General features: G+C 38.7%; 20 protein-coding genes. All 20 read left to right on the plus strand.

What is annotated here, in order from left to right:
• Nucleotides 1–155: 155 nt before the first annotated feature.
• The 20 genes from ACFSW4_RS13860 to ACFSW4_RS13955 all read left to right on the plus strand — a co-directional run bounded on the left by ACFSW4_RS13860 (nt 156) and on the right by ACFSW4_RS13955 (nt 21,552).
• Nucleotides 156–1,355: an iron-containing alcohol dehydrogenase family protein gene (locus ACFSW4_RS13860; protein WP_377330012.1), complete on the plus strand. Its 1,200-nt coding sequence runs from the start codon at nt 156–158 to the stop codon at nt 1,353–1,355.
• Nucleotides 1,356–1,448: 93 nt separating this feature from the next.
• Nucleotides 1,449–2,210 (plus strand): 3-oxoacyl-ACP reductase FabG, encoded by a 762-nt coding sequence (gene fabG, locus ACFSW4_RS13865; protein WP_377330014.1) that lies wholly within the window; start codon nt 1,449–1,451, stop codon nt 2,208–2,210.
• Between the two features lie 15 nt (nt 2,211–2,225).
• A complete protein-coding gene (locus ACFSW4_RS13870; RefSeq protein ID WP_279401758.1) occupies nt 2,226–2,675 on the plus strand; it encodes a MaoC family dehydratase N-terminal domain-containing protein in 450 nt (149 codons plus the stop codon).
• On the plus strand, nt 2,672–3,076 hold the full coding sequence (locus ACFSW4_RS13875; RefSeq protein WP_377330016.1) for a MaoC/PaaZ C-terminal domain-containing protein: 405 nt from the start codon (nt 2,672–2,674) through the stop codon (nt 3,074–3,076). Before ACFSW4_RS13870 ends, ACFSW4_RS13875 begins: the two co-directional genes overlap by 4 nt.
• A gap of 59 nt (nt 3,077–3,135) precedes the next feature.
• Nucleotides 3,136–4,299 carry an acyl-CoA dehydrogenase family protein gene (locus ACFSW4_RS13880; RefSeq protein WP_377330018.1) on the plus strand — a complete coding sequence of 388 codons (1,164 nt, stop codon included), beginning with the start codon at nt 3,136–3,138 and terminating at the stop codon, nt 4,297–4,299.
• A 68-nt stretch (nt 4,300–4,367) separates the two neighbouring features.
• Entirely contained in the window at nt 4,368–4,931 is a 564-nt protein-coding gene (locus ACFSW4_RS13885; protein ID WP_054754191.1) for a TetR/AcrR family transcriptional regulator, read from the plus strand.
• Nucleotides 4,932–4,988: 57 nt separating this feature from the next.
• Nucleotides 4,989–5,963, plus strand: a complete 975-nt coding sequence (locus tag ACFSW4_RS13890; protein ID WP_054754189.1) for a quinone oxidoreductase family protein — start codon at nt 4,989–4,991, stop codon at nt 5,961–5,963.
• Nucleotides 5,964–6,130: 167 nt separating this feature from the next.
• Nucleotides 6,131–7,360 (plus strand): acyl-CoA dehydrogenase, encoded by a 1,230-nt coding sequence (locus ACFSW4_RS13895; protein WP_054754187.1) that lies wholly within the window; start codon nt 6,131–6,133, stop codon nt 7,358–7,360.
• Nucleotides 7,350–8,123, plus strand: a complete 774-nt coding sequence (locus ACFSW4_RS13900; RefSeq protein WP_377330021.1) for an SDR family oxidoreductase — start codon at nt 7,350–7,352, stop codon at nt 8,121–8,123. The genes ACFSW4_RS13895 and ACFSW4_RS13900 overlap by 11 nt, the downstream gene beginning before the upstream one ends.
• Before the next feature lie 15 nt (nt 8,124–8,138).
• A complete protein-coding gene (locus tag ACFSW4_RS13905; protein ID WP_054754185.1) occupies nt 8,139–9,308 on the plus strand; it encodes a thiolase family protein in 1,170 nt (389 codons plus the stop codon).
• Between the two features lie 19 nt (nt 9,309–9,327).
• Entirely contained in the window at nt 9,328–10,395 is a 1,068-nt protein-coding gene (locus tag ACFSW4_RS13910; protein ID WP_377330023.1) for a phosphotransferase family protein, read from the plus strand.
• A 13-nt stretch (nt 10,396–10,408) separates the two neighbouring features.
• Nucleotides 10,409–11,149, plus strand: coding sequence for a 2-phosphosulfolactate phosphatase (locus ACFSW4_RS13915; RefSeq protein WP_377330025.1), 741 nt, complete (start codon nt 10,409–10,411; stop codon nt 11,147–11,149).
• Between the two features lie 19 nt (nt 11,150–11,168).
• Nucleotides 11,169–11,921 (plus strand): SDR family NAD(P)-dependent oxidoreductase, encoded by a 753-nt coding sequence (locus tag ACFSW4_RS13920; RefSeq protein ID WP_054754180.1) that lies wholly within the window; start codon nt 11,169–11,171, stop codon nt 11,919–11,921.
• Between the two features lie 25 nt (nt 11,922–11,946).
• The gene (locus ACFSW4_RS13925; RefSeq protein ID WP_054754178.1) at nt 11,947–13,533 is read left to right on the plus strand and encodes a long-chain-fatty-acid--CoA ligase; all 1,587 of its coding nucleotides are present in this window, start codon (nt 11,947–11,949) and stop codon (nt 13,531–13,533) included.
• Nucleotides 13,534–13,554: 21 nt separating this feature from the next.
• Nucleotides 13,555–14,421, plus strand: coding sequence for a branched-chain amino acid ABC transporter permease (locus ACFSW4_RS13930; protein ID WP_054754176.1), 867 nt, complete (start codon nt 13,555–13,557; stop codon nt 14,419–14,421).
• A complete protein-coding gene (locus ACFSW4_RS13935) occupies nt 14,418–15,422 on the plus strand; it encodes a branched-chain amino acid ABC transporter permease (RefSeq protein WP_377330028.1) in 1,005 nt (334 codons plus the stop codon). The genes ACFSW4_RS13930 and ACFSW4_RS13935 overlap by 4 nt, the downstream gene beginning before the upstream one ends.
• Before the next feature lies 1 nt (nt 15,423).
• Complete coding sequence (locus ACFSW4_RS13940) at nt 15,424–16,197, plus strand: ABC transporter ATP-binding protein (RefSeq protein WP_377330030.1); 774 nt, start codon at nt 15,424–15,426, stop codon at nt 16,195–16,197.
• Nucleotides 16,181–16,888 carry an ABC transporter ATP-binding protein gene (locus ACFSW4_RS13945; RefSeq protein ID WP_054754172.1) on the plus strand — a complete coding sequence of 236 codons (708 nt, stop codon included), beginning with the start codon at nt 16,181–16,183 and terminating at the stop codon, nt 16,886–16,888. Before ACFSW4_RS13940 ends, ACFSW4_RS13945 begins: the two co-directional genes overlap by 17 nt.
• A gap of 75 nt (nt 16,889–16,963) precedes the next feature.
• The gene (locus tag ACFSW4_RS13950) at nt 16,964–18,139 is read left to right on the plus strand and encodes an ABC transporter substrate-binding protein (RefSeq protein WP_377330032.1); all 1,176 of its coding nucleotides are present in this window, start codon (nt 16,964–16,966) and stop codon (nt 18,137–18,139) included.
• 461 nt (nt 18,140–18,600) lie between these two features.
• A complete protein-coding gene (locus tag ACFSW4_RS13955; protein WP_377330034.1) occupies nt 18,601–21,552 on the plus strand; it encodes a S8 family serine peptidase in 2,952 nt (983 codons plus the stop codon).
• Nucleotides 21,553–21,646 lie beyond the last annotated feature (94 nt).

Consider the following 21,646-nt stretch of genomic DNA (forward strand, 5'->3'; position numbering starts at 1 on the left):
AAATAGTTTACCATAAAGCTCGTCAAACTAAATCAAACAATAGAACTATATTAATAACTAAAAATTCTGAAATTATATTGACAGAGTCATGAGTTAGACTTAACATAATTTTTAAAGTGGTAGCTAAATTTCAGGGTCTAGAAAGGAGGGAGAATATGATATCATTTAACTTTTCAAACACGACTAAAATATTATTCGGCTCAGGTAAATTGAATAATTTTCTGTTAAAGGAAGTTAAGAAATCCAGTTCGTCACGTGTGTTTCTAGCAACTGATCCTGGACTTGTTGAAGCGGGTCTAATTGAAAGCGTTACCAATTTGATTGAAGATCATGGCCTTAAAGTTCACGTATATTCGGATGTTAAAGCTAACCCTTCCTCCGATTCAATTATGAAGGGAGCTAGTGTGTTTAAAGAAAATAATTGTGATCTACTCCTGGCTATTGGTGGTGGTAGTCCAATAGATTTTGCGAAAGCAGTAGGAGTTGTTGCGAGTCATCAAGATCATGTATTAAATTACGTTCATGGCGGAGACCCTATTGAACAGAAACTACCATTTATGATTTGTGTTCCGACTACTGCTGGAACGGGGTCAGAGGTGACTTCAGTAGCTGTTGTGACTGATGAACAACAAGAGCGAAAAATGGTTTTAGCCTCACCACTCATTGGACCTGATGTTGCAATCGTAGACCCAATTCTAACAGCATCTTTACCACGTCATATGGTAGCTGCTACTGGAATGGATGCATTTGTACATGCACTAGAGTCTTATACGTCCATAAATGCTAACCCCTTCACAGATAGCCTTGCCCTTCAATCTATGAAAATGTTAAAAGAACACCTACCTGCAAGTTATGCTCATTCATTTAATCACGAGTCTAAGGAACAAGTTCATATAGCTAGTACAATGGCAGGAGTAGCCTTTAATGCTGCTGGTTTAGGGCTAGTTCATGCCTGTTCACACCCTATGACAGCTTTATATAAAGTACCACATGGACTGGCCAATGCGATTATCTTGCCAAAAGTAATCGATTATAACTTAATTGCAAATAAGAGTAAGTATGCTGACATTGCAAGAATTCTAAAACCCGAATTAATTAGTTGTGATGATGATTCAGCTGCTAGTTTTCTAGTTGAAGCTTTAGAAGAATTTAATAAACAATTAGATATTCCGAGAGATTTTAGCTATATAGAAGGTGTGATGCCAGGTGATATAGACAAACTTGTACATGATGCATTGCACGATCAACTGACGATTCCACTTAATCCGAGAAAGGTGAATTCTCATGATGTTAAACAAATTTATCAAAAACTTTTACCACAGTTGAACACTGATTCTGTTGCCTATTCAAACTAATGAAGGTCAAAGTTGTACTTTTAGAAAAGTTGTAAATTTCAGATTTCTTATCATATAATAGATTTGTAAAATACTACTAGGAGGGATATGAGAATGGGTAGATTCGATGGAAAAGTCGCCTTAGTGACTGGTGGCAGCCGCGGAATTGGAAAAGGTGTTGCTGAAAAATTCCTAGAAGAAGGTGCTAAAGTCGGTATCATCGATGTAAATGAAGAAGCTTTAGCTGAAGCAGAAAGCGATTTTTCGAGTAAAGGCTTTGAAGTATTCACTAAAGTGGCGAGTGTAACAGAAATCGATCAAGTCGAACAAGCGGTTGAAGAATTAGTGAATCAATTTGGGAGCGTTGACATTTTAGTTAATAACGCTGGTGTCATTCGAGATAACCTGCTTTTTAAAATGAGTAGTGATGACTGGAATATGGTGATGGACGTTCATTTAAAAGGTGCGTTTAACTGCTCTAAAGTCGTTCAGAAGTATATGGTTGAACAAAAATACGGAAGGATCATCAACATATCATCCACCTCTGCTTTAGGAAATAGAGGACAGGCCAACTATTCAACAGCAAAAGCTGGTTTACAAGGGTTTACAAAAACGTTAGCCATTGAGCTTGGTAAATATGGCATTACAGCAAACGCAGTTGCTCCAGGATTTATTGAAACAGATATGACCAAAGCGACGGCAGAACGTATCGGCATTACCTTTGAGCAATTAGTGGAACATAGCGTCAGTCAAATTCCTGTTGGAAGAAGCGGAAAGCCTGAGGATATAGCGAACGCCGCTTTGTTTTATGCAGATGAAGCATCTTCATTTGTAAGTGGTCAAGTTATTTACGTTGCTGGTGGACCAAAAGATTAATCGAGGGGGATGAACGTGCTATACGATTTTATAGGTGAAAAATCTCATAAGGTAACAAATATAATTGAGCAAGGCGCAGTTGTGAAATTTGCAAAAGCAATCGGTGAGACGCATCCAATGTATACCGATGTTAATTATGCAGAGGAGTCGGAGTTTGGGAATTTATTAGTTCCTGCAACCTATCCTGTGACATTAAATTACGGTGAGATTAAAGGAATGAAATTACCAAGTGCAGGATTAATTCATGGTGAACAAAGCTTTCATTACCACCGTCCGTTATTAGTAGGGGAAGAGGTTCATTGCTACCGAGAAGTTACGAATTATGCTGAAAAAGAAGCAAAAAGTGGCACATTAGGCATGTTGACGTTAACGGATTATGGTGAAGATGAACATGGAGAAGTCATTTATAAATGCCAACGAGTAGTGATTTTAACTGAAACAGTTAGAAAGGAGTTAAGCTATTGAGTTCATTAAAATCTTTAGAGGTTAGTGATCAGCTTCCGTCAGTTGAATTAGAACCAGTAGATCGTTTAACTCTCATCAAATATGCTGGGGCTTCTGATGACTACAACCCCATTCATACTATTGATCAGGAAGCGCAAAACGCAGGTCTACCTGGGATCATAGCTCATGGAATGTGGACAATGGGGAATTTATCGCGGTTATTTTCTGCACATATTGAAGAAGGGTATATTGAAGATTACAGAGTTCGTTTTACTGGAATGGTTTTTTTGGAAGATATATTGTCGTTAAATGCTAAACTAGTTGATCACCAGGATTCGTTACTCGTATTTGATGTCGATGTAACAAAACAGGACGATCAAAAGGTTATTCAAGGACAGGTTAGTTTTAGATTATGGGAATAAATATTTTTTTGACATCAACATACCAAACGGTCAGTAAAATAGATTAAGGAGTGGTGTAAATGCAGTTAAGGTTAACAGAAGAGCAAAAAATGGTTCAACAAACTATTCGTAAGTTTGTTGAAAAAGAATTAATTCCTTTAGAAAATGAAGTGCTAAAAAATGAACGTGAAGGTCGCCCTGGACTTTCAAATGAGAAAATGGAAGAGCTGCAACTGAAAGCTAAAGAGGCTGGTTTCTGGGGAATTAATACACCAGAAGAATACGGTGGTGCTGATCTTGGGCAAATGATGATGGCCATTGTGTTGATGGAAATCTCTAAAACATTTGTACCGTTTACTTTTGGCGGATCAGCAGACAATATTTTGTATTACGGTAATGAAGAACAGAAGAAGAAATACTTAATTCCAACGATTAACGGTGAGAAAAAATCGTGTTTTGCCATGACCGAGCCAGGAGCCGGTTCTGATACACGCAATATTAAGATGACAGCTGTAAAAGACGGTAATGAATGGGTTTTAAACGGTGAAAAAACCTTTATCACAGGTGGGAATGAAGCAGACTTCGTTATGGTGATTGCGGTGACAGACAAAGAAAAAGGTCCAGAAGGCGTCACTTGTTTTATTGTTGACAGGGATATGGGTTGGAAATCAGAATACATCCACACAATGGGTGAATGGGGACCTGCATCACTTATTTTTGATAACGTAAGAGTGCCAGAAGAGAATATTTTAGGTGAAATTAACGGTGGTTATAAACTAGGCTTAGAGTGGATTGGTTTTGCTAGGTGGGTCGTTGGTGCAAGAGCTGTTGGAGCAGCTGAGCGATTACTACAAATGGCCATTGATTATTCGAAAGAGCGAGAAACTTTTGGTAAACCAATTGCAGACAGACAGGCTATCCAGTGGCAAATTGCTGATTCAGCCGTTGAAATAGAAGCAGCAAAATGGCTTGTCCTTAATGCGGCATATACTTTAGATGCTGGAGAAGATAATCGTCATTTAGCTTCCATGGCAAAATTATATGGGGCAAACATGGGCAATAATGTCGTAGACCGAGTGTTACAAATTCATGGTGGTATGGGGTACACTCGTGAACTACCAATCGAACGTTGGTATCGTGAAGCAAGACTTTGGAGAATTTATGATGGAACAGATGAAATCCAAAGATTAATTATTTCTCGTAATCTCTTAAAAGGTCATGTTAAAGTCGGACAATTTATCTAACAACCCCTAAAAAAGACTAATAAGTGGTATAATCTTAGTAAAATTGTTACGTTGTGGGGGCTTTAATATTGAAAGAAAAGATCATGGAGACGAGCATCAGGCTCTTTGGTAAGAAAGGATTCACGGAAACGTCAGTGCAAGATATTGTCAATGAAATCGGTGTAACTAAAGGGACTTTCTATTATTATTTTACGAGCAAAGAAGAAGTCCTAGCGATGATTCATTATGAGTTTATAAGCAATATTCTAAATAAACAAGAAGAAGTATTAAGTAATTCAAGTTTAGATTTCAAAGAAAAACTTGATCAAATTGTAAAAGTATTGACGTATGAAATTAAAAATAATGGTCAAAGTGCTAGAATCTTTTTCCGTGAGATGAGGCATATCAGTCAGGATCAACTTGAAAGAATTTCACCAAAGCGTCATAAGTTTAGAAAAAATCTTGAACAATTAGTTAAAGAAGGCATAGAGAAAGGACAATTCAAGGACCATGTTAGACCTGATATATTATCCTTTGCCATATTAGGAATTACAAACTGGAGTTATTTCTGGTACGACCCAACAGGTCCAATCAAAGAAGATGAATTAGCTGAAGGGTATGTGGATTTTGTTTTAAATGGTCTACTTAAATAAAAGTAGACTTGAGTACCGTTAACATACTTACTAGTTAGTATATTGGAGGTAAAAGACATGAAAGCAGTACAGTTTAAAGAATTTGGAGGACCAGATGTCTTGCAGAATGTTGATTTGGAAAAGCCAGTGCCAACAGGTCATGAGGTCGTCATAGAAGTGAAAGCTGTCGGGGTGAATTTTGCCGATACCGCGCGCCGTGAAGGTGAATATGTCGTTGAGACGACATTACCATTCATTCCTGGCGCAGAAGTAGCAGGTGTTGTATCTGAAGTTGGCGATCAGGTTGAACATGTTAAAGTTGGCGATCGAGTAGTCACTCTAATTGAATCGAAAGGTTATGCTGAATATGCAAAAACATCTGAGAAAACATTAATCCCTATTCCTGATGGTGTCGATTTCGAAACGGCTGTTGCGTTACCACTACAAGGATTAAGTGCATATCACATCTTAAAAACGATGGGACGTATAGAAGAAGGTGAGACGGTACTTATTCATGCAGCAGCTGGTGGTGTTGGCACAATTGCGGTTCAATTAGCTAAACTATTTGGTGCAAGTAAGATTATTGCTACTGCTAGTACTGAAGAGAAATTAAATCATGCCAAACAAATGGGAGCGACGCATCTCGTCAACTATTCAGAAGAAGGCTGGGAGCAAAAGGTTTTAGAAATAACTGATGGAGAAGGTGTTGATGTTGCCTTAGAGATGGTTGGTGGAGATGTGTTTAAACAAACTCTTAAATGTTTAGCACCGTTTGGAAGACTTGTAATCTATGGAGTGGCGAGCCGAGTTCAACCTAAACTTTATCCGTCCTATTTGATGGGGAAAAATCAATCAGTCATTGGATTTTTCCTGCCCCAAATTATGCGTAAACAAAAATTATTTCAAAACAGTTTAAAAGAGCTATTATCCTATCTTCAATCTGGCCAATTGAAGCTAACGATTGGTGGAGTATATGACCTTGAAGATGCTAAAAAAGTACATGAACTATTAGAAGGGCGTCAAACAAAAGGTAAATTAATTTTAAAGCCTTAAAAATTCAGCCATGGTGAACACCATGGCTAAGGGTTTTTGAAGCAAAATCAGTAAAAATGTCTTCTAAAAATATCAAAATGCACCTTGAATAGACTGAATATTTTTTATATTATAAAATTAATATACTAACCGGTCGGTTAATAAACTGTGGAAAAGGAGTCTGAATGATGAATTTTGATTACACAGATAAAGTTAAAGAGTTGAAAGCTAAATTGGAAAGGTTTATGGACGAGAGTATCTATCCGAATGAACAAGTTTTTGCAGATCAATTAGCACAGCAAGAGTCGAGATGGGAGAACCCACCTATCTTAGGAGAATTAAAAGTAAAGGCTAAAGAAGCAGGATTATGGAATTTGTTTTTGCCAGATAGTGAATACGGAGCAGGATTATCGAACTTGGAATATGCCCCATTATGCGAAATCATGGGACGGTCTCATATTGGCCCTGAAGTATTTAATTGTTCAGCACCCGACACAGGTAATATGGAAATATTAGAGCGATATGGTACAGAAGAACAGAAAGAAAAGTGGCTAAAACCGTTGCTGAATGGAGAAATTAGGTCCTGTTTTTCAATGACAGAACCAGATGTAGCATCTTCAGACGCAACTAATATACGCGGAAGCATTACTCGCGACGGTGAAGAATTTATTATCAATGGCACTAAGTGGTGGTCATCAGGTGCAGGAGATCCAAGGTGTGAATTTGCTATTTTTATGGGTAAGTCAGATCCAGAAGCACCTAAATACGAACAGCAGTCCATGATTATCGTGCCTCTTGATACGCCTGGGGTACATATAAAACGAATGTTACCAGTATTCGGTTACGATCACGCCCCGCATGGTCATGCAGAAATTGAATTTAATAATGTCAGAGTGCCAACATCCAATATTTTGTGGGAAGAAGGAAAAGGATTTGCCATTGCACAAGGGCGATTAGGACCCGGCCGAATTCATCACTGCATGAGAACGATTGGAGCAGCCGAACGCGCACTGGATATTATTTGTAAGCGGATACATGAGAGAGAGCCTTTTGGTAAGCCGTTAAAAGACCAAGGTGTTATTCAAGAATGGATTGCTGATTCTAGGATCGAAATCGAGCAAGCCAGGCTATTAACATTAAAAGCTGCTTACATGATGGATACGGTGGGTAATAAAGAAGCCAAAACTGAAATTGCCATGATTAAAGTGGTTGCACCTAATATGGCATTAAATGTTATTGATAAGGCAATCCAAGTCCTTGGAGCTGCAGGCGTTAGTGAAGATTTTCCTCTAGCATCCAGCTATGCTTCTATTCGGACATTAAGGATTGCAGATGGGCCTGATGAAGTGCATCGCCGTACGATTGCTAGACAGGAATTAAAGAAGTATCAGGAAAGGAGTTTAACCCATGCACGTTAAAGAATTATTTGATTTAAACGGTAAAGTAGCCATTGTGACTGGAGGAGGAAGAGGATTAGGGCAGCAGATTGCTGAAGGTTTTGCAGAATCAGGAGCTAATGTGGTGGTTTGTTCGAGAAAACTTGAAGCATGTGAAGAAGTAAGTGAACAATTAAATCAAATGGGTGTTAAATCAATCGCGGTTAAATGTGACGTCACAAATCAAGAAGATATTCAAAATGTGGTTGATCGTACATTAGATGAATTTGGGAAAATAGACATTTTGGTTAATAACAGCGGGGCAACGTGGGGAGCTCCAGTTGTAGATATGCCGCTTGAAGCTTGGAATAAAGTGTTTACAGTTAATGCAACAGGAACTTTTCTCATGTCTCAAGCCGTTGGGAAAGTCATGATTGAGCAAAAGCAAGGAAAGATTATTAATATATCTTCAATTGCAGGATTAAAAGGTTCGGACCCTAATTTAATGGATACGATTGGCTATAACTCTAGTAAAGGTGCCGTTATTTCATTTACACGTGATCTCGCTGTAAAGTGGGGGCCACATGGTATCCATGTTAATGCCATCGCGCCAGGATTTTTCCCTACTAAAATGTCTAAAGTACTTATTGAACAAGGCGGGGATGAATTTTTAAAAGGGACACCATTAAGAAAGTTCGGTTCTGATAGTGACTTAAAAGGTGTTGCGTTATTTTTAGCTTCGGATGCTTCTAACTTTGTAACAGGAGATGTGATTGAAGTTGATGGTGGTTCACATGCGATGTAGTAAGGGAGTGTATAACTGATGAGAGAAGCTGTTATAGTATCAGCCGTAAGAACAGCAATTGGAAGGGCTGGAGGAACTCTTGCAACAGTGCCTGCTCATAAATTTGGTGCAGAAGTAATCAAAGAAGCTATAAACCGCGTCAACCTAGATGTCAATTTAATAGATGATGTCATCATGGGAAATGTGTTAAGTGGTGGCGGAAATATTGCTAGGTTAACTGCGCTTGAGACAGGTTTATCTGTCAATTTACCAGGTTTAACGATTGACAGGCAGTGTGGCTCAGGGGTTAACGCTATTAATTTAGCAGCCCAAGCGATAGAGGCTGGAGCAGGAGATGTTTATATTGCTGGCGGAGTTGAAAGTATGAGCAGGGCTCCATACTTAATGGACCGCCCATCTAAAGCATTTAGCCCTGTTCCGCCTCAGTTTAGAAAATCACAATTATCTCCAACAGAAATCGGAGATCCGCCTATGGGGATTACAGCTGAGAATCTAGTTAAAAAGTATAACATAAGCCGGGAAGAACAAGATGAGTTTGCGTTAGCAAGTCAAAAGAAAATGGCTGCGGCAATGGAAGAGGGTCGCTTTGAAGAACAAATTGTTCCGATCGAAGTCCCTGTTAGAAAAGGTGATCCGATTGTTTTTGGTCAGGATGAGCATCCTAGACCTCAAACAACAATAGAAGCATTAAACAAATTACAACCGGCCTTTATGATGGCAGGGTCAGTAACTGCTGGTAATAGTTCGGGCTTAAATGATGCTGCAGCGGCCTTAATCATTATGTCAAAAGAAAAAGCAGACGAATTAGGTTTAGCACCACTTGCGGTTATAAAGCAAAGCGCGGTAGCTGGTGTTGATCCTAACATAATGGGCATTGGGCCAGTACCTGCCACACGAAAAGTGTTAGAGAAGTCGAATATGACACTCGATGATGTTGACTTAATAGAAATTAATGAAGCGTTTGCGTCACAAGTATTAGCATGCAACCGTGAGCTGAATATGGATTTAGATAAAGTAAATGTGAATGGCGGTGCAATCGCTCATGGACATCCATTAGGAGCAACGGGCGCGATTTTAGTGACGAAGGCGATCTACGAGCTTCGCAGGACAGGAAAAACCAATGCCCTAATTACAGCTTGCATTGGTGGTGGTCAAGGGATTGCAACAATTATAGAAGCTGTTTAATAGATTGGGAGGTTTTTAGATGAGTCCAAAAGATACGATTCCAGTCAGACAAGGAGAAGAACTAGACCTTGATAAAGTTGAACAACTGATTAGAGAACATGTTAGCGGATTAAGTGATGATCCCTTAGAAGTCGAACAATTCTTTTTGGGAAGTTCAAATCTTACCTATCAATTAAGAATTGGTGATTGGGAAGCTGTGTTACGCAGACCGCCTCATGGACCAGTTGCACCTAAAGCTCATGATATGGAAAGAGAATTTAACATTCTAAAAGAAATTAATCCGCATTTCCCTGTAGCTCCTAAACCGTACTTTTTCTATTCTAACGAAGAAGAAGGTAAACCATTTTTTGTCATGGAACGTAAAAAAGGTGTAGTACTTGATTCCAATATGCCTGAAGAAATTAAGTTATCTGAGAAGACCAATCGAGATATATCTGAGGCCATGGTTGATACGCTTGTCCAGTTACATGATATTGATTATACCAAAACGAACCTTAAAAATATGACCAAACCAGATGGGTTTTTAGAAAGACAAGTCCATGGTTGGATTAGCCGTTACGAACGATCCAAAACAGATGATATACAAGGAGTAGATGAATTAACAAGATGGATGGCACATAATATTCCAGAAACAAAAGAATCTACTATTATTCATTATGACTTTAAACTCAACAATGCCATGTTTGATCAAAACGATTTAACGCAATTAGTTGGCTTATTTGATTGGGAGATGACAACAGTAGGTGATCCACTAGCTGATTTAGGTGTAGCTATGAGTTATTGGCAGGAGTCAGGTGATTCAGAGTTATTGAAAAAAGGACTTGGTAATGAACCAATTACCACGCAGCCAGGCTTTATGTCGCGTGATGAGTTTATCGAAGCCTATGCTAAGAAAAGTGGCCGTAATGTTACCAATATGAACTTTTACCAAACCTTTGCTTATTTCAAGTTAGCCGTCATCTGTCAGCAAATCTATTATCGTTATAAAAAGGGGCAAACGCAGGATCAAAGATTTGCAAAACTTAACTACTTTGTTGAAAACTTGATTGAATATGCACTTTACTCACTTAATCGAAAGGCTAATTAGTTAGAGGTGTTTTATGCCGAAAATTCATGTGCTGTTAACTAAAGAAGAAATAGATGAACATAAAATCAGTGAAGAGCAAATCATGGTTGTGTTTGATGTGCTGCTGGCAACGACAACCATTATTAGTGCTCTAAAAGACGGGGCCAAAGAAGTCATTCCTGTCTTGGATATGGCTGAAGCTAGACAAACATTTGAAGAATTAGGAGATGACGATTGTATATTAGCAGGTGAGTACGATGGATTAACACTTGATGGGTTTTACTCACCTAACCCATTAGCTTTAAGGGATGTGGTTAAAGATCAGACATTAATCCTGTCGACCACGAACGGAACCGTTGCCGTTAAAAAATCAGCATCTGCTCACAAAGTTTACTGTGCTTCATTACTCAACAATTTGTCAGTATCTAAAAAAATCAAAACAGATCATACCGATCAAACAATTGTCATCGTATGTGCCGGCTCTGGCGGTGTATTCAATATAGAAGATTTTTATGGAGCAGGTCATTTACTTAGTGAGCTGTTGGCTGAAACATCGTATGACTTAACGGATTCTGCTTTTGCCGCTTTAACCTTTTATGAAGGTTTAAAGGATCAGCCCACTCAAGTATTACAAAAATCATCTGTTGGAAGAATGCTTTCAAAGCATCAATTAGACCATGTACTAGAATTTGTCGCACAAAAAAATCTATACGATCTCGTGCCTGAGTTGAGTGATGGAAGGATTTTAATAGAACATTCTAGTGAAAAAATTTGAATGAAAGGAGGCGTGTAAGATGAGGTTCGGTAATAAAGTAGCTGTCATTACTGGAGCAGGAAGCGGTATTGGTGCTGCTGTTGCTAAAAGGCTTGCTAAAGAAGGTGCAAAAGTTGTCTTAGTAGGCAGAACAAAACAAAAACTAGATCGTGTGAGTAATGAGATTGTTAAGGAAAATGGTTTATCTTACGTTTATCCTACTGATGTGACGGACGACCAAGCGGTCAATCAATTAAAAGACTACATTCAAAGCGAGTTTGGTCAATTAGATATACTGGTTAATAATGCAGGTAGTTCTGGTAAATCATCCATTCGTGATTTAACGAGTGAAGAGTGGCAACGAGTCCAAGATGTTAATTTGAAAAGTGTGTTTCTAGTATCTAAAACCTTAAGTGAATTAATGTTAGAAGGACTTAAAAGAGACCGTTCGATTGTCAATGTCGCTTCGTTATCAGGACATAAAGCTGGAGCGAGAATTCCACACTACAGTGCTTCTAAAGCTGCAGTTATTAATTTTTCAAAAGCTTTAGCTGCAGAATTAGCACCACATGTTAGAGTCAATTCAGTTTCACCCGGATTTATTGAAACCCCTCTTACTGAAGCTGGTCTTCAAAATGAGCGTTTTCAATCAGCTATTGAGCAGCATACAGCCCTGGGAAGGGTTGGTAAACCAGATGAAATTGCGAATATCATTACATTTTTATCATCCTCTGAGGCTTCATACATGACAGGTTCAGATGTTTTAGCTGATGGTGGTTGGCTAATTACGTAAATAAAAAATAAGGGAGATGAGAAAGATGTCAGTAAAACCTTGGCACAAGTTTATACCAGAAGGAAATCCTAAAGAGATTCAAATTCCAGAACTGAGTTTAGGAGACTTGTTTTTAGAGACGGTAAATAAATACCCTAGGCATACAGCCATAACCTTTATGGGAAAGACCTTTGATTATCAAACAGTCTACGCTTACGCAAAACAGGTGGCAGCTTATTTCCAAGATGTCGGAATCAAAAAAGGTGACCAGATCGCTTTAATGTTACCAAACTGCCCGCAGTATGTATTCAGTTATTTTGGAGCCATGTTTGCTGGGGCCACCGTTGTACAAGTTAATCCAATGTATAAAGAACAAGAACTCATGCACGTACTTAAAGATTCGGAAGCAGCAGCTATCATAGCATACGAGCCACTCATGCCAATTGTAAACAATGTCTTACCAGACACCTCTGTCGAACACAGTTATAGTGTTTCGTTTACAAACCCTTCAGACTACGAACAACTCATCCAACACCAATTAGAATACCAACCCGTTCACATTCAGCCAAAAGAAGATGTAGCCGTATTACAGTACACAGGCGGCACAACAGGACGCTCAAAAGGAGCCATGCTAACGCATTACAACATTGTAGCCAATACATTGCAAAGTGCTGCGACAGCAGAATCTCAAATTAATAAAGGTGAAGAACGTGTTCTTGTCATTTCACCACTATTCCATGTCTACGGCATGACAAGTGGTATGTGTTTAACGTTTAGAATGGGTGGCAATCTTATTTTATTACCTCGTTTTGAAGTCGAAGAAACGGTAAAAACCATGCAGGAGTTACAGCCAACGTCGTTTCCTGGGGTTCCCACTATGTTTATTGCGATCTTAAATTATGCTCGTGAGCACAATATTGACTTAGGGTTTCTAGAAACCGTAACAAGCGGGTCCGCACCACTATCAGCAGACGTTCTAACTAATTTTGAAGAAACAACTGGCGCATCAATCGCTGAAGGGTACGGTCTGTCTGAAGCGTCTCCAGTCACGCACCGAAACCCAGTTGAAGGAGTTCAAAAAGCTGGTAGCATCGGTATACCGATTCCAAATACTGACTCAAAAGTTGTAGATCTTGATACAGGAACTGAAGAATTACCTATTGGCGAAGTTGGCGAGCTAGTGATTAAAGGTCCACAAATTATGAAAGGTTACTGGAACATGCCTGATGAAACGGCGCAGACAGTGCGTGACGGCTGGTTATACACAGGCGACCTAGCCAAAATGGATGAAGATGGATTTTTCTATATCGTTGGAAGGAAAAAGGAAATGATTATCGCGAGTGGATTTAACATTTATCCAATTGAAATTGAAACAGTGTTATATCAAAACCCTAAAGTTTTAGAAGCTGCGGTCATTGGTATTCCGGATCCGTATCGTGGCGAGACCATTAAGGCAGTCGTATCACTTAAAGAAGGGCAATCCGCAACTGAAGAGGAAATCATTAACTTCTGCAAAGAACGACTATCGAATTTTAAAGTACCAACGAGTGTTGATTTTATAGAAGAGTTCCCGAAAACAGCTGTTGGTAAAATTCTGAAAAGAGAATTGAAAGATCAGTATATCTCAAACTAATCGCTTAAAGGGGGTGCGGGAATGGATATTTTATTCCAGCAGCTATTTAATGGACTTACAATTGGAAGCGTTTACAGTTTAGTCGCCTTAGGACTCACATTAGTTTATGGTATTTTGCACATACCTAACTTTGCTCATGGAGCGCTATATATGATGGGTGGTTACATTACCTTAACAATGATGCAATCGCTAGGACTACATTATTGGATTGCAATTTTCATCTCGGTTATTGTAGTCGGCTTGTTAGGTGTTTTAATGGAGCGATTAGTATTTCACCACTTAAGACATGCACCTCCCATCCATGACAAAATCGCAGCCATAGGAATGTTACTCTTTTTAGAAGCATTTGCTCACAGTGTATGGGGAGCCGATTATTTAGAAATGGCAACTCCTCATGGGCAAGTGGTTAGTGTATTTGGAATTACATTTACGTTTCAGCGGATTATCATCATCGTTGCAGCTGTGTTAGTCATGGTGGCTTTATATACGTTTCTTAAGAAAACGTACATGGGTATGACGGTCATTGCAATGTCGCAAAATCGAGATGGAGCGAATTTAGTAGGAATCAATACAAGTAAAGTTGCGATGCTTACATTCTTTATATCTGGTGCCTTAGCAGCAATTGCTGCATCATTATCGTCACCTATTAATCTAGTCTTCCCAGGAATGGGGCATCTAGTGATATTAAAAGCATTTGTCATTATTATCATCGGCGGTATGGGAAGTATACCAGGTGCTATTGTGGGTGGTTATATTTTAGGATTTACAGAAAGCTTAGGGGCAACATATATTTCAAGTGATTATAAAGATTTAATTGCCTTCTTGTTATTAGTTGTCATTTTAACAGTTAAACCGAATGGTCTATTTGCGAAAGGGGGCAAAGCATGAGCATACCATTTTTAAATAAAAAAGTTGCCTTGTCGGGCCTCCTATTGTTAGCTGTTATCTTTCCTTTAGTTAGTAGTAATGCTTATATGATCAGAATCTTAATCCTAACATTTATTTGGACCATTGTCGTTTATGGTCTGAACCTGCTAGCAGGATATACTGGATACTTATCTTTAGCACATGCTGGATTTTTTGCTTTAGGCGCCTACACATTGGCAGTGTTAACAGTGACATATGGCATTAGCTATTGGGTCGCATTTGTTTTAACGTTAATATTCACAGCGTTGGTTGGTACGTTAATTGGCATGATTGCCCTTAGAACGAAAGAACACTTTTTTGCCATTTACACGTTATGTGTCGGTTATATCATCTATTTAATCATCTATAACTGGGACAGTGTAACTGGTGGTGTTCGTGGATTTCTTGGAATTCCTACACCAGGTGCTATTGGTCCACTTGAGTTTAACAGTCAAATATCAAACTATTATCTAGTATTGTTCTTTTTAGTCTTAACCATTGTGGTCATGTACAATATTGTTCATTCGTTACAAGGTAGGTCGTTTATTGCCATTCGAAACAGTGAAGAATTAGCTAAGACGATTGGGATTTCAACGACTAGCAATAAACTATTAGCTTTCATTCTATCAACGGTTTTTGCCGGACTTGCAGGTAGCTTATTTGCATCATTTACTAGGTTTATCGGTCCTGAAATTTCTAATATAACGATGACATTTGATTTTCTAGTTTATCTGTTGATCGGTGGAATTGGAACGTTATCTGGACCTGTAATAGGTACATTTATTATCGTGTGGATTTCGCAAGAACTTCAGTTTTTACAAGATTATCGTATGCTTGTATTCGGGCCAATTCTCGTCCTGCTTATAATATTCGATCCTAGAGGAATCTCAGGCTTTGTGATTGATTGGAATCTTAAAAGAAAATCAAAAAAGCAGTCTCAATCGAATGAGATTCATAGGGAACAAAAGGTAGAGGAGGGATAGTGTGCTTCTTGAAACAACAAATTTAACCAAAAAGTTTGGTGGATTAACAGCGGTGGATGATGTCAATTTTGGAATTGAAGAAGGAAAAATCAACGCCATTATTGGCCCAAATGGTGCTGGTAAATCAACATTCTTTAACCTAGTGAGTGGCTATTATCCGCCGACTAGTGGCGAGGTGTATTTTAAGGGGCAAGACATTACACATCTCTCCTCTAATAAAATTGCTAAATTAGGTATTGCTAGAACCTTTCAGACAACAAATTTATTTGAGAAAGCGACCGTTCTGGATAATGTCATCGTTGGTCATAGGTTAAGGACGAGTTCTAACTTATTTGATGCGGTTTTTAGAACGCCTAGACTCAAAAGAGAAGAACAAAAGTGCCTCAATAAAGCCTATGAAGTGTTAGATTTTGTAGATCTTACTAACTATGCGCATCGTGTAGTCGAAAATTTAACTCAAGAACAAAAAAAACGTGTTGCTTTTGCACTTGCCCTTGCGACTGATCCTGAACTTGTCTTTTTAGATGAACCAGCTGCTGGCGTGAATCCTGATGAAACAGATGGATTAGCGATCATGATGAAGAAGATGGTGGATCATGGGATTACCGTTTGTCTAATCGAACACAAAATGCAGATGATTATGAGTATTGCCGAAAAGATTATGGTGCTTAATTTTGGTAAGAAAATCGCAGAAGGTACTCCTGATGACATCATGAACCACGAGGATGTTATTAAGGCTTATTTAGGTGGTGAGCAGCATGCTGAAGTTAAATAATGTATCTGTAAACTATGGAGCGTTTACAGCTGTAAAAAGTATTAATATTGATGTTTCACCAGGTGAAATTGTTGTCTTACTCGGGTCGAATGGTGCTGGAAAGACGACAACCTTTGATGCCATAAGCGGCCTTAATAAGCCTATAAGCGGTGAGATATTACTCAACGACCGGAACCTAGTCGGGGTACCACCTGACCAGATTGTCAATTTAGGAATTATACAATGTGCAGAAGGACGTAAATTGTTTTCAGGGATGAGTGTGGAAGAAAATTTAATTATGGGTGGCTATGTCCATCGTAAGAAGAAATCACATGTGAAAAGGCTCTTAGATGAAGTGTATGAGATGTTTCCGATTCTTCAAGAAAAACGAAATGAATCGGCTGGTTCTTTAAGCGGTGGGCAGCAACAAATGGTTGCAATTGGTAGGGCCCTAATGGGTGAGCCAAAGTATATGTTGTTAGACGAACCTTCGATGGGCCTCGCACCTTTAATTGTTGAGCAGATGTTCGAGAAAATTAAGCAAATTAATGAGTCTGGCACATCGATTTTGTTAGCTGAACAAAATGCAAATGCTGCTTTGAAGATTGCTGACCGCGGCTATGTTTTTGAAAATGGTGAAATTGTGGTTGACGGTACAGCGGGTGAGCTTTTATCAAATGAAGATGTTAGAAAAGCGTATATTGGAGCCTAAATTAAAAGGGGTGGTGCCGGAAAAAAGCTTGTGGCCTAAGGTTGATTAAAATTTATATTAAAAAGGGGAGAAAGTATGAAATTAAAAAAACTGGCATGGTTGTTGGCGATGGTAGCTTTAGTATTTTCCTTAGCAGCATGTAATGCAGAAGGACAAGAAGGTAGCGGAGATTCACAAGAAGTTAGTATAGGCTACTCTGGTCCATTAAGTGGTCCTGCAGCTTATTATGGAGAATCGACGTATAGTGGTTTAGAGATGGCTGCTGAAGAGATTAATGAAGCAGGCGGTTTTGATGTAGACGGTCAAAACTACACGATTGATTTAGTTTCACTTGATGATAAATACTTACCAAATGAAGCGGCTTCAAATGCTCAAAGATTAGTTCAAGAAAATAACGCGTCTGTAGTGTTTACCCCTCATAGTGGTGGTATCATGGCCCAGCAAGTGTTAAATGAGCAAGAGGAATTTTTGATTATGGCCTATACGAGTGAACCAGCCATTACGCAACAAGGCAACAGTCTAACAGTTGCGATCCCACCTAGATATGATGGTTATATTGCACCATTCACAAAATATGCAATGGAGAACCACGGTAAGAAAATCGCCTTACTCCCAACATCGTCGCAATATGGCAAAGACTGGACTTCACATTTAGAACCATATTGGAAAGAACAAGGTGGTGAAGTCGTCTTTAACTCTTCAATCGACTTCGCAAAGGATACTGACTTCTTTACAATCTTAACCAATGCTTTAGAAAACGATCCAGATGTTATTTTTATTGGTGGACCTTCACAACCAACTGCTAAGGTTGCACAACAAGCTCGTGAACTTGGGTTTGAAGGCGGATTTATTATTATGGATCAAGCGAAGTTAGATGAAATGAAAGAAGTTACAGGTACTTATGAAACATTTGAAGGAAGTGTCGGAGTCAATCCACTTCAATTTTCTGATTATCCAGGAACAGACGAATTTGTTGAAAAATATAAAGAGAAGTATGACAAAGTTCCAGGTTCTGAAGCAGGTTTCCATTACATCTCTGCATATATATTAGTTGAAGCAATGAAAGCTGCGGGAACGGTAGATGACGCTCATGCAATTCGTGACGCAATGCAACAAGGAATTGAAGCACTCCCTGAAGAGAAGCAGGTATATGACATACCAGGCATTACAGAAGAAGGTAACTTTGATGTTGTTCAAAGTATGGCAGTAGTAGAAAATGGTGAGATTAAACCAGTCGATTTAGAACAATAATGGTTAAAAGAATTTGAGATTAGAAGAAGACGAATATCTAAGGACAAGTCAATCCTTAATATTCGTCTTCATATTTTAGGTAAGTCTAAATGTACTTAAGTAAAGCTTGTGTCGCGCATTTCGTGAAACTATTTACTAGACAATTTCAAGGTTTTACTAGACAAATTTGTATATTTATTAGACAATTTCACGATTTTACTAGACAAAATCGCAAATTTACTAGAAAACTTTCTTGTTTACTAGACAATATTTTTTCAATTTAGTTTATAGAATTTGCTAAATGGATGAGTAGCTTTCTGTCGAAAGAATATTGCTTATGACCTACATATATTCAAATATAGTAAAAACATACTGAGACTATTATATTATTTTGATTTTTCTGATAATAATTAGAGGAAAAAAGACCCTTCCCGTTGAAATTTTAACCTGCAAGTATTGTTTATTATATGGGAGGGTACGAAATGAAAGAAGTGAGATATTTATCGAAGAAAGCTTGGTTGGTTTTTCTATCGGTTATGATGTTATTGGCGATGTCTTCACCGATTCAAGCTTCTCCTGAAGGTTATAAGGAAGTGAATTTATCATCAGTTGATGGTAAAATTTCACAAGACTTACTACCTAAAGGTGCCAAAATGGATGAGAAAGTGGAAGTCATTATTCAGTTTGATGGTGACCCTGTATTAAAAGAATTTACTAAGGCTAAAAAGCAAGGTTATAAAATGAGTCAGAAAGCTCAAAAGGAACATGCTAAAGGCCTTAATAACAAGAAGAAAAATGCTAAAGCTTTAATTGCTCATAACAATGGTAAAGTCATTGATAGTTTTGAGAAGATCTATAATGGTCTATATGCTCAAGTTGAAAGAGGAGACTTGAATAAATTATCTAAGCTAGATGAAGTGGCAGCGATCTATCCAGTAAAACCTGTTGAACTGCATAACGATACATCTGTTCCGTTTATTGGTGCTCCAGATGTATGGGAGAAAGTGGTTGATGGAGTCAACATAACAGGTGAAGGAATTTCTGTTGCTATTATTGATACAGGGATTGATTATACTCATGCATCTTTTGGTGGTGAAGGTACAACTGAAGCTTATCAGTCTAACGACCCGGATGTCGTTGAGGAAGATACATTTCCGACAGCTAAAGTTGTAGGCGGTTGGGATTTTGTTGGAACTGAATATGATGCTGGTTCTGATGATCCTGAAAAACGTATTCCAAAACCTGATGCTGATCCTTTAGATGAGCATGGTCATGGTACTCACGTTGGAGCGACAGTAGCCGGTTTAGAAGTTGAAGGTGAAGTTGGACAGGGGGTTGCTCCTGATGCTGAACTATACGCCTACAAAGTATTTGGAGCTGGCGGTTCAACTGCTGTTACAGCTCAAGCGTTAGAGAAGGCAATGGATCCAAATGGTGACGGGGATGTTTCAGACCATGTGGATGTTGTAAACATGTCATTAGGTTCGCCGTATGGTCACCCAAATGATCCATCTGCAGAGGCAGCTAATTTAGCTGTTGAAGCGGGAGTAGTTGTAGTGGCTTCTGCTGGTAACTCTGGTGATGTTCCATATATCACAGGTTCTCCTGCGGTAGCTGATAAAGCGATTAGTGTTGCTGCTTCAGTTGATGATGGAATTGTAGTCGGTGCAATTGAAGTTAATTCACCTGAAAGTATTGCTGGTCAATATGAAGCAGTGGAAGGTGCGATTACGACTCCACTAAGTGAATCAGGAGATATTACGAATGATGCAGTTTATGTTGGGCAAGGTTGTTCTGCGGATGAATATTTAGACAATCCTGAAGGTAAAATTGCATTGATCGACCGAGGAACATGTTCATTTACGGAGAAACTACAGAAAGCTCTTGATAACGGAGCAGTTGCAGGCATTGTTGCGAATAATGCGGAAGGCGCCCCAATTGTCATGGGGGGTGACCCAGTCGATTTACCAGGCGTCATGGTTTCTAAAGCTACTGGAAATAGCATTAAAGATGCTTTAGCTAATGGTGAAACGGTAGAGGTAAGTTTATCAGATGAGATTAAAATTGCTAAACCTCAGCTAGCGGATACGATCACTGATTTCAGTTCAAAAGGACCTGGTCGTGGTGATATCGGATTCAAACCAGAAATTTCAGCTCCAGGCTATTCGATTAGCTCTGCTGCAGTTGGAAGTGGTAATGGTGCGACTCAAATGAGTGGTACTTCTATGGCAGCTCCTCACGTGGCAGGTGTTGCAGCTTTATTAAAACAGTTAAGACCTGATTGGAATGCTGAAGAAATTAAATCACTTATGATGAACACGACGACAACCATTGAAGATTTAGAAGGCAAGGTGTATCCATTATCCCGTCAAGGGGCTGGGCGTGTACAAGTGGATGTTGCCGCTGAAACAACAAGTGTCGCATATCCACAGGCTATTTCATTAGGTTATATGCCGATTGAAGATGAGACAACTAAACAAAAAAATGAAACGGTTACCATTACGAACAAAGGTGATGAATCAAAAACCTACAACATTTCCTGGGAAAACCGTTTTGGAGATCAATCAGGTGCAGTTGAAGTTGATTTACCTGAGCAATTAACTGTTGAAGCTGGTAAGAAAGAAAAGTTAAGAGTTGATTTCACTATTGATGCTAATCAAGTTGGCACTAACGGCTTACAAGAGTTAGATGGTTACATCGTATTAGAAGGTAATGGCGAAACTTTACGCGTACCATATCAAGCAGTTTTAGAGAAGATGAGCCGTGTTGATGCTAACTCTAATAACAAATCTATTAAGTTAACGAATAAAGGAAATTTAGATTCTCAGGTTGATTTCTTCTCATTTGGAGAAGAAGATGTAGCTGAAACAGGAACTCACTATGATGTGAGAGCTGTTGGAGCGCGTTCAGAAGAAGGTGTTACAGAATTTGTTGTAACAAGTGAAGATAGTTGGGAATCACCTAATATGATTGAATATGATATCTACATCGATTCTGATATGGATGGAGTAGAAGATAGTATTTTATTTAACATTGATTTAGGAGTATTATCTGGAGGAGACGCGACTGGTGATCAGGTTTCGGTACTATACGACCTCGCTAGTGGCGCTATGACACCATTGTATTATATTGATTTAGGTGGCTCTTACAATGATAATTATATGGGATTACCTGTTGACAATTCTTATGCAGGAATTGAAGGTGAGTTCCAGTATAAAGTAGTAGGATTTGATGGTTTAACGGAAAGTTATGATGAAAACGATGGAGGCTGGATCAAGCACAATACAAATGAACAACAAGTTGAGCTAGAATATACTACAGAAGTTCTTGCTAATAGTAAAAAAGATATTCCAGTTGATGCAAAGGAAAAAAGTAGCTTACTCATGATTCAAAACGCAGAGCTCCCTTACTCCAATATTAAAGTGAATAAGTAAAGTTTCTAAAAGCCAATCGAGACGAATAGTCTCGGTTGGCTTTTTTACTCAAGTTTATGTTGAAATAGTTTGAATAGAACAGGGGAAACCTCTA

Origin of the sequence: Piscibacillus salipiscarius (assembly GCF_042685285.1) — a bacterium.
Lineage (GTDB): Bacteria > Bacillota > Bacilli > Bacillales > Alkalibacillaceae > Piscibacillus > Piscibacillus salipiscarius.